This is a genomic window from Halogeometricum sp. CBA1124 (assembly GCF_009741955.1).
Classification (GTDB): domain Archaea; phylum Halobacteriota; class Halobacteria; order Halobacteriales; family Haloferacaceae; genus Halogeometricum; species Halogeometricum rufum.
Map to the genome: position 1 here is coordinate 1 of NZ_WPCD01000183.1, position 7,307 is coordinate 7,307.

General features: G+C 65.8%; 10 protein-coding genes. 6 read left to right on the forward strand and 4 right to left on the reverse strand.

Features of this window, described 5'->3' with window-relative positions:
- A partial coding sequence (locus GJ632_RS17195; RefSeq protein ID WP_191453589.1) for a S9 family peptidase occupies window positions 1-549 on the forward strand: 549 nt, incomplete at its 5' end.
- 426 nt (window positions 550-975) lie between these two features.
- Here GJ632_RS17195 and GJ632_RS17200 read toward each other — a convergent pair.
- A complete protein-coding gene (locus tag GJ632_RS17200) occupies window positions 976-1,827 on the reverse strand; it encodes a glycosyl hydrolase (protein ID WP_343161235.1) in 852 nt (283 codons plus the stop codon).
- 498 nt (window positions 1,828-2,325) lie between these two features.
- On the opposite strand from GJ632_RS17200, the gene GJ632_RS17205 reads away from it, so the two are divergent.
- Together GJ632_RS17205 and GJ632_RS17210 are read left to right on the forward strand one after the other, a co-directional pair.
- Window positions 2,326-2,544, forward strand: coding sequence for a hypothetical protein (locus GJ632_RS17205; protein WP_231751641.1), 219 nt, complete (start codon window positions 2,326-2,328; stop codon window positions 2,542-2,544).
- Window positions 2,544-4,244, forward strand: a complete 1,701-nt coding sequence (locus GJ632_RS17210) for a glycosyltransferase family 2 protein (RefSeq protein ID WP_191453592.1) — start codon at window positions 2,544-2,546, stop codon at window positions 4,242-4,244. Before GJ632_RS17205 ends, GJ632_RS17210 begins: the two co-directional genes overlap by 1 nt.
- Here the strand turns inward: GJ632_RS17210 and GJ632_RS17215 are convergent.
- The 3 genes from GJ632_RS17215 to GJ632_RS17225 form a co-directional block, all read right to left on the reverse strand.
- Complete coding sequence (locus GJ632_RS17215; protein WP_089803755.1) at window positions 4,241-4,444, reverse strand: hypothetical protein; 204 nt, start codon at window positions 4,442-4,444, stop codon at window positions 4,241-4,243. The two genes, GJ632_RS17210 and GJ632_RS17215, sit on opposite strands and share 4 nt — an antisense overlap.
- Before the next feature lie 147 nt (window positions 4,445-4,591).
- Window positions 4,592-5,272 (reverse strand): uracil phosphoribosyltransferase, encoded by a 681-nt coding sequence (gene upp, locus GJ632_RS17220; RefSeq protein WP_089803754.1) that lies wholly within the window; start codon window positions 5,270-5,272, stop codon window positions 4,592-4,594.
- 214 nt (window positions 5,273-5,486) lie between these two features.
- Window positions 5,487-5,675: a hypothetical protein gene (locus GJ632_RS17225; RefSeq protein ID WP_089806894.1), complete on the reverse strand. Its 189-nt coding sequence runs from the start codon at window positions 5,673-5,675 to the stop codon at window positions 5,487-5,489.
- A 58-nt stretch (window positions 5,676-5,733) separates the two neighbouring features.
- Here GJ632_RS17225 and GJ632_RS17230 point away from each other — a divergent pair, with 58 nt between their 5' ends.
- The 3 genes from GJ632_RS17230 (at window position 5,734) to GJ632_RS17240 (ending at window position 7,002) form a co-directional block, all read left to right on the forward strand.
- Window positions 5,734-6,048, forward strand: coding sequence for a hypothetical protein (locus tag GJ632_RS17230; protein ID WP_191453593.1), 315 nt, complete (start codon window positions 5,734-5,736; stop codon window positions 6,046-6,048).
- Window positions 6,049-6,293: 245 nt separating this feature from the next.
- Complete coding sequence (locus tag GJ632_RS17235) at window positions 6,294-6,509, forward strand: hypothetical protein (RefSeq protein WP_191453594.1); 216 nt, start codon at window positions 6,294-6,296, stop codon at window positions 6,507-6,509.
- Window positions 6,510-6,594: 85 nt separating this feature from the next.
- Entirely contained in the window at window positions 6,595-7,002 is a 408-nt protein-coding gene (locus GJ632_RS17240; RefSeq protein ID WP_191453595.1) for an SRPBCC family protein, read from the forward strand.
- Window positions 7,003-7,307 lie beyond the last annotated feature (305 nt).

Below are 7,307 nucleotides of genomic sequence, written 5' to 3' on the forward strand. Positions count from 1 at the left end.
TCGGCGGGTACATGGACCGGTTGGATCGTCGGCCACACCGACTTTCTTCGACGGCGCCGTCGCCCCAACGCGGCGTGTTTCGACCTCGCGTCGTTCTACGGGGTCGACGGACGCGTTTCAAAACTCGTCGAGGGCGACTACGACACGACGCCGTGGGAGGAGCCCGAGTTCCTCTGGGAGCAGTCGCCCGTCGCCTACGCCGACGACGTGACGACGCCGACGCTGGTGATGCACGCGGACGACGACTTCCGCGTCCCCGTCAACAACGGCGAGATGTTCTACCTGTTCATGAAGAAGAACGGCGTCGAGACGCGCCTGGTGCGCTACCCGCGAGAGGGCCACGAACTGTCGCGTTCGGGCGAACCGGGGCACGTCGTGGACCGCCTCGAACGCACGGTTCGGTGGTTCGACGGCTACTCGGACCACCACGACGTACCCAAAGCGCTCGAACGCGGCGACGACGGCCTCTCGGCGGCCGAAGAGGGAGACGACACCGAGAGCGGTGGCGGAGACGACGCCGACCCCGACGCCGACGCTGACGAGCGGTAACCACCCCTATATACCGTTCCCGACCGCTCCGGGGGACCGTTTCGCACCCCCGCTCCGGGCTCGGCACCGAACCGCAGTCGCTCGTTTTCGAGGCGAAGCGAAGGGGTTCGGACCGGACGGGCCCGCGTACGTCCCGGTTCGAACGGGTTCGGACGATTCGGGTAGGTACGGGTACGTTTCGCATGGAGCGGGGACGGTGGTCCGTTTCGACTCGTTCGGTTCGAAACGAGACCGCCCGACTGCGGCGAGGTTCGACCCGAAGCGAGGGGGTTCGGTGTGCCCGCGTGTCGGTCCCGTGGTGGTGCGTTCAGTCCCGACCGTAGACACCGGCTCGAAGTTGTCGCTCGGGCCTGATGCGTCCGTGTGTCGCACCGAATGACCGACGGTGCCGACGGACGGCCGCCACGCGGGCGCATCCACCGTCGCTCAGAACGCGCCGTGAAACTCTCGTTCGGTGAGTCGACGCCTGTCGTCTGGATGCACGCCGAGCGTGGTCGGCCGATCCATCGCTCGCCGGTACGTGTCGTACACGTGTATCGTCTCGCCGTCTTGCCTCGTCTCGTCGGTGCCGCGGACACTATCGAAGACGCGCCAGTCCGTCTCTTTGTCGTGGTTGAACCAACAGACCATCTTCAACTCCTCACGAACGGCGTACTCGTACAGTTCTGTTATCCACGCCGCCTTCCGCGCCGGATCGTTGCCGGACTCGACTTCGCTCGAACAGGCGACTTCGGTGACGGCGATGGGTGCATCGGTGACCGTCCGTATCTGGTCGAGCGCCTTCCCGTACACCTCTGCCGGCGTCGACCACCCGCCCCAGTTCCACCAGTTGTACCCGTTGACGGCCGCCCAGTCGACGACGTCGTCGCCTGGGTAGTAGTCCGGTAACGGAATGCCGCCGCGCCCGCCGGCGTTCGGTCCCCACACCCACTGCACGTGCGTCCGGCCGAGATCGTTCGACATCACGCGCCGGTGCACCCGTCGGTACATCGCGACGTAGTCCTCCGGCGTCGATTCGCCGGCAGGCGCCCCCCACGGAATCCAGTCGCCGTTCATCTCCGGAGCGAACTCCAGAAACAGGCGACGGTCGGCGCGCCCCCACCCTCGCCGAAGCCACCTTCCGAGTGCGTCACCCCACGCGTCTACTCTCCCGTCGTGTTTTCCGCTGGCTACGTCTCTCGAAATCGTCGTCGGCGTCTCCGATCCGGTGCCCAACGTCGGTTCCAACACCAGTAGCGGGACGTGGCCGTGCGTCCATATTGACTCCAGCGTCGACACGGTTCGCGCTATGCTCTCGTCGGACTGACCAAGTGTCGCATACAGTATCACGACGGCGTGCCGCTTGCCAGTCCACCTCTCGAATCTCTCAAGAGTTCGAACCGGCGGACGGGGCACCGAGACACCGGCGAGGAAGTCACCGGCACGCGTCGCTCCCCTTCTCCTCGTGGTACGTACCGTACCGAATCCGCCGACGACGGTACCCGCCGTTGCACCGACTAGTCCCAGGAACCGTCGTCTGTCCATACCGTACCGTCGGGGGCCTCTCGCATTAGTAGCCGATCATTACCGCGGGGTGGACCGGAGTCGATCCGCGGTGAAAACAGGCTAAACCGTCGGTTTAGCTCGCTGTGGCTCTGTCACCGTCGCCATAACAATATCCGAGAGACAATCTATAATTGATATATGGCTGAACGTGAACAACTGCCCTCCGCTCCGAAGGGGCCCTTGGCAGGCGCGTGTCCCGACTGCGGCGAGTCGCGTGTCCGACGGGTGGGGATGTTCGAACACGAGGCCTGTGGTTTCGTCGACGTGGCAGCGGTCTTCGAGACGGTCGGTCACCGCCTCTGTTGCCCGAAGTGCGACGAGCGAGTCGAGCCGGACGACGAGGAATTCTGTTGTGTGGGATTCCTCGGCCACTGTGCGGAGTGTGACGCCCGGTTCGACGTCGGTTGGCTGGTCGGCTCTCGCGGCGCTGGATCGGTGGATACGAACTGATGGACGACGAGGACCCGCGTACTCACGCCGCTGGATGGGTCGCGCGAGCGCCGGTCCAACTGTCGATTCTCCTCTTCGTTCTCCTAGCGGGGGTGGCGCTGTTCCCTCTCCCTCTGATTCTCGCTCCCCTCGGATTCGCGTTCGTCGTCAGTCTCCTCGTCTTCGGTACGGTGCGCTGGCCGCAGTCGTTCGACCGACTGTTCGGTGTCACGGTCCCGATATCCGGCTGGCTCTTTGCCTCGATACTGGTCGCGTCGTGTCTCGTGACGGGACTCGTGTACACCGAACAGTACGCGACCGAGGCTGTCCCGTTCGTCGCTCTCACGTCGGTCTGCCTCCCGTGGGTGCTGGCCCTCGCTCACGGCGGACGACTCCGTCGCCTGGCGAAGCAGCAGACACAGCTCTCGATGTGGCTCCTCACCGTCTCGGTGACGCTGGCCGTCGCTGCCGGAACCGTGTTCGGCTGGTCGCTCCCGTCGGTGTTCGAGGTGGTCGTCTTCGCGGGATTCGTCGTCATCGCCGCCGTCGTCGTCGTGGTGTTCCCACTCATGTTTGCACAGGTGCGCGAACGGGTCGACTCCGACGACACCCTCGACGACCCGCCGTTCGTGAGCGTACTCGTTCCCGCCTACAACGAGTCGAAGTACGTCGGCAACTGCATCGAATCGATACTCGCCTCCGACTACCCGGAAAACCGGATGGAAGTCATCGTCGTCGACGACGGAAGTACCGACGAGACCTACGCCGAGGCGGCGGCGTACCGAGGCGACTCCGTCTCCGTCTACCACCGGTCGAACGGCGGCAAACACGCCGCACTGAACTTCGGGCTCTCCTGCAGTCGAGGCGAGGTCGTCGTCGCCGTCGACGCCGACAGCGTCTTGGAGTCGTCGGCGATTCGGACGGCCGTGGCTCGTCTCGAATCGGACCACCGCCTCGGCGCCCTCGCAGGCACCGTCGTCATCGACAATCCTGACGGCATCGTCGGTGGTGTCCAGGCGCTGGAGTACGTACTCGGAATCAACACCCTCAGACGGGCGTTTTCGTACCTCGGCACCGTGATGGTCGTTCCCGGTTGTCTCGGCGTGTTCCGCCGCGAGGCGATAGCCGGCGTCGGCGGATACGACCCAGACACCGTCACCGAGGACTTCGATCTGACCGTCCGGTTGCTCAAGACGGGGTGGCGAGTGGAACTCGTCGAGAGTGTCGTCTACACGGAAGCGCCGTTCTCTGTGGCCGACCTCCTAAATCAGCGACTCCGATGGACGCGCGGGAACGTCCAGACCCTGTTCAAACATCGCGACGTGCTCTCGACCCCCGATTACGGCTTCCTCCATCGATTCACTTTTCCGCTGTCGGTGATGTCGCTGCTATTCGTTCCGTTCGCGAGTATCGTCGTCACGTGGGCGATTCTGCTCGCGATATTGAACGGCGGTCTCGTCGGCGTGGCGATAGTCGCGGGATATTTCCTGCTCGTCGTCCTTCTCGTCGCCGCGACGGCCCTCGACGTGGCAGACCGCCACTGGCGACTGATTCGATACGCACCGTTTCATCTCCTCGGTTACCGACAGTTCCTCGACTTCGTCGTCGTTCTGACGGCGGCGACGCTACTTCGCGGGACGAGCGTACGATGGGAGTCGGTCACTCGTGCCCGCCAGCAGTCGACGGAAACGGCGTCCAGCCGGGGGCCCGCGAACGACTAGTCGACGATGATGCCCGATTCGTCGTCGCCCGTCCCTCCGGAGGCCATCTCGGTCCGGTAGCGCTCGATCCATCCGGCGAAGCAGTTCGGACAGAGTCGCTGGCTGTCGACTTCCGAGCGGTCCACGGAGACTCTGACCGTGCGCGCGAGGGCGTCCGTCACCTGCTCTCCGCACGCGTCACATGGGTCGGTGTCGCTCATCGGTCCCACCTCTATCGGCCGCCGCTATAGTCGTTGTTCCCCACCGACGCGTCGGACCGGAGAACGAGCGGTGGGGCCGAGCGACGGGAGGGGCGGTAGCGGAGAGAGTGAGGTGAGAACCGGGGGCGGGTGGCGGGTGACGGGCCGCTACTTCGTGCGGAACGCCCGGTCGCCCGCGTCGCCGAGTCCGGGGACGATGTAGCCGTCGTCGTCGAGGTAGTCGTCGATGGCGACGGTGAGCAGGTCGGCGTCGGGGAACTGCTCGCCGACGCGGAGCAGGCCGTCCGGCGCGGAGACGGCCGAGAGGACGAACAGGTCCGTCGGGTCGGCCGCGGTGCTCTCCAGCACGTGGTCGAGGACGGCGCACATCGTGCTCCCCGTCGCCAGCATCGGGTCGGCGACGATGACGGTGTCCTTCTCGGTTATCTCGGGCAGTTTCACGTAGTCGATGGTGATGGGGAACTCGCCGTCCTCGTCCATCCCGGCCTCCTCGTCGCGCCCGGCGCTGATGACGCCCTGCTTCGCCCGCGGGAACGCCTTCAGCAGTCCCTCCACGAACGGCGTCGCCGCCCGCAGGACGTTGATGATGACCACGTCGTCGAGCCCCTTCACGCGCTCGCCGGTGGTCTCGGTCAGCGGCGTCTGGACGGTGACGTACTCCGTCTCCATCACGCCGTCTATTATCTCGTACCCGCAGATACGGCCGAGTTTCACCAGCCCCTTCCGGAACGCCACCTGTTCGGTCTCGACGTCCCGGAGTCTGAGGAGGGTGTCTTTCGCCAGCGCGTGCGTGATGAGGTACGCGTCGTCTCGGTCTTCGATGGGCATGTTGTTCGAAACGCGGGCCGTCCACCGACATAAATGCCGATGAATCCGCCGGAGAAAACTCGTGCGGGAGGTTCACGCGAAGCAGTCTGCCTCGGTCCCACCGTCGTTCGGTCGCTGCACTCCTCGGCGTCGTTACCGCGTCGTCATCGCGTCACGAGGTACGTGACAGCCATCAGGACGAGCGCTCCCGCCGCTTCGCGTCGTTACCGCGTCGTCACCGCGTCACGAGGTACGTGACAGCCATCAGGACGAGCGCTAACGACGCGACGTTCACGAACGTCAACTCCAACAGCCCGATGAAGTCCAGCCCCCACACGACGACGGCCGCGAACAGCGACGAGAGGACGAGGTTCATCGCGAACAACACGCGCGGGTCGCCGCGGGACGTGGGGCTGGTTCCCATACACGACGCTTCGACCTCCCACACTTAGATTCTTTGTAATTCGGGCGTACGAACCCGTATGCGACCCCGCAACCGACGCGGCGACCTAGTCGACCCCGTCCCGTTCGTGGTCGTCGCGGGCTTGGGGGTCCTCCTCTGCATCTCGTTCGGCCCGCTGTATCTGGACGCCCTCGGCGTCGACTTCGCCGTCAGCGTCCCGCTCTCCATCCTCGTCGCCGCCGGCGTCTGCGTCGCAGCCTACTACCGCTTCGTCTGGACGACCGACCCCTCCCTCCGCGGCGAACGCCCGGTGGACGCCCGGTTCCGCCGACTGTGGTACGGCGGACTGCTCCTGTTCGCCCTGTTCCTCCTCCTCTTACTGCCGTTGGTCTGACTGCACGGGAACACCGATAGATGTGCCTGTCTCATCACGAATAACGACAAAAGGCCATTCAGCGTCCAAAAAAATCTATTAGTAGCTGTGCGTATGAATGGTATGTGTCCGGAGCTGGTGGAAGAACGAGTATCGAATCGCACACGGAGTACGTACGCAGTCGGTTCCGCTGTCTGGAGTGCGGGGAGTACGTCTCGACGCGGCGGAAGCGGTGCGCGAACTGCGCGAAGCGGGCGGCCTGACGGATGTCGTCCGACCCGTCCGGCCCCGCACCGAACGACGACGCCGGGCCGAACGACGCCGGCCCGGAGGACGCCCCGGAGTTCGAACTGGCGTGTCTGTACGGCGACCCGTCGAACCCCCGCGAGTTGACCGTCTTCTCGCCGGCAGACCACCGGATGGCGACGGAGTGGCTGACGGTGGACCGGTCGGTGACCGTCTCGCTCACGGACGTTCGGTAACTGCGCCGTCGACGCTCGCTCTCGACCCACCCACGACGCCGGGCGGAGTCGTCAGCTATACACGGGCGGTCACGGCAGACGGTGTATGCACGAGGTGACGGCGTCGCGGTTCGTCCCGCGGTCGAAGCCGACCGTCCTCCGGCGACTCACGCCCGAGGCGATGGTCACCTACGAGGGGAGTTTCGACGTGCGCGAGGTCCACGACGAGGGTGCGGAGACTGTCGTCGTCGTCGGCGCGCGCGGCGTGGAGTTCGCCCTCCGCTTCCGGACGCACGAGGACGGACTCCGCTACGAACAGGCGGGCGAGGCGGGTCCGTTCGACGCGATGGAGACGACGGTGACCGTCGAACCCGCCGACGGCGGCGTCACCGTCACCGCGCGGTCGGCCGTCAGTCTCGGCTTGCCGCTTGCCTCCCTGACCGACCGCGTCGCCGCGTGGAAACGCCGCGGCGAGTTGGAACGCGCCCTCGACGCCCTCGCGGCCGACGTCTGACGTCCGACCGTTGATTTCGACCGGTGTCCGAGTCACCGCCGCGGCGCGCGGCCGACGCGTCGCTCCCTCGCTTCGGTCGTCCGTGGTGGACGCACGACCGGGTGGCGACTATCTCCCTGCAGTATCACGAACGACTATGAGTGTCATTGGCACGCTCAGGGACGTGCTCGCGGCGTCGACGCAGTCGCCGGACCGCGGAACCGGCACGAGTGAGGTGCAGGGGTCGTACTGGTGTCACGACTGCGCGGAACGGGTTCCCGCGCGGGACGCCGGCGACGACGCTCCCGCGTGTCCCGACTGCGGCG

Bases quoted from the DNA above. Each gene is read 5' to 3' on its own strand.
- GJ632_RS17205 (WP_231751641.1), top strand. From the start codon at position 2,326: ATGTTCGAACACGAGGCCTGTGGTTTCGTCGACGTGGCAGCGGTCTTC.
- GJ632_RS17210 (WP_191453592.1), top strand. From the start codon at position 2,544: ATGGACGACGAGGACCCGCGTACTCACGCCGCTGGATGGGTCGCGCGA.
- GJ632_RS17215 (WP_089803755.1), bottom strand. From the start codon at position 4,444: ATGAGCGACACCGACCCATGTGACGCGTGCGGAGAGCAGGTGACGGAC.
- upp (WP_089803754.1), bottom strand. From the start codon at position 5,272: ATGCCCATCGAAGACCGAGACGACGCGTACCTCATCACGCACGCGCTG.
- GJ632_RS17225 (WP_089806894.1), bottom strand. From the start codon at position 5,675: ATGGGAACCAGCCCCACGTCCCGCGGCGACCCGCGCGTGTTGTTCGCG.
- GJ632_RS17230 (WP_191453593.1), top strand. From the start codon at position 5,734: ATGCGACCCCGCAACCGACGCGGCGACCTAGTCGACCCCGTCCCGTTC.
- GJ632_RS17235 (WP_191453594.1), top strand. From the start codon at position 6,294: ATGTCGTCCGACCCGTCCGGCCCCGCACCGAACGACGACGCCGGGCCG.
- GJ632_RS17240 (WP_191453595.1), top strand. From the start codon at position 6,595: ATGCACGAGGTGACGGCGTCGCGGTTCGTCCCGCGGTCGAAGCCGACC.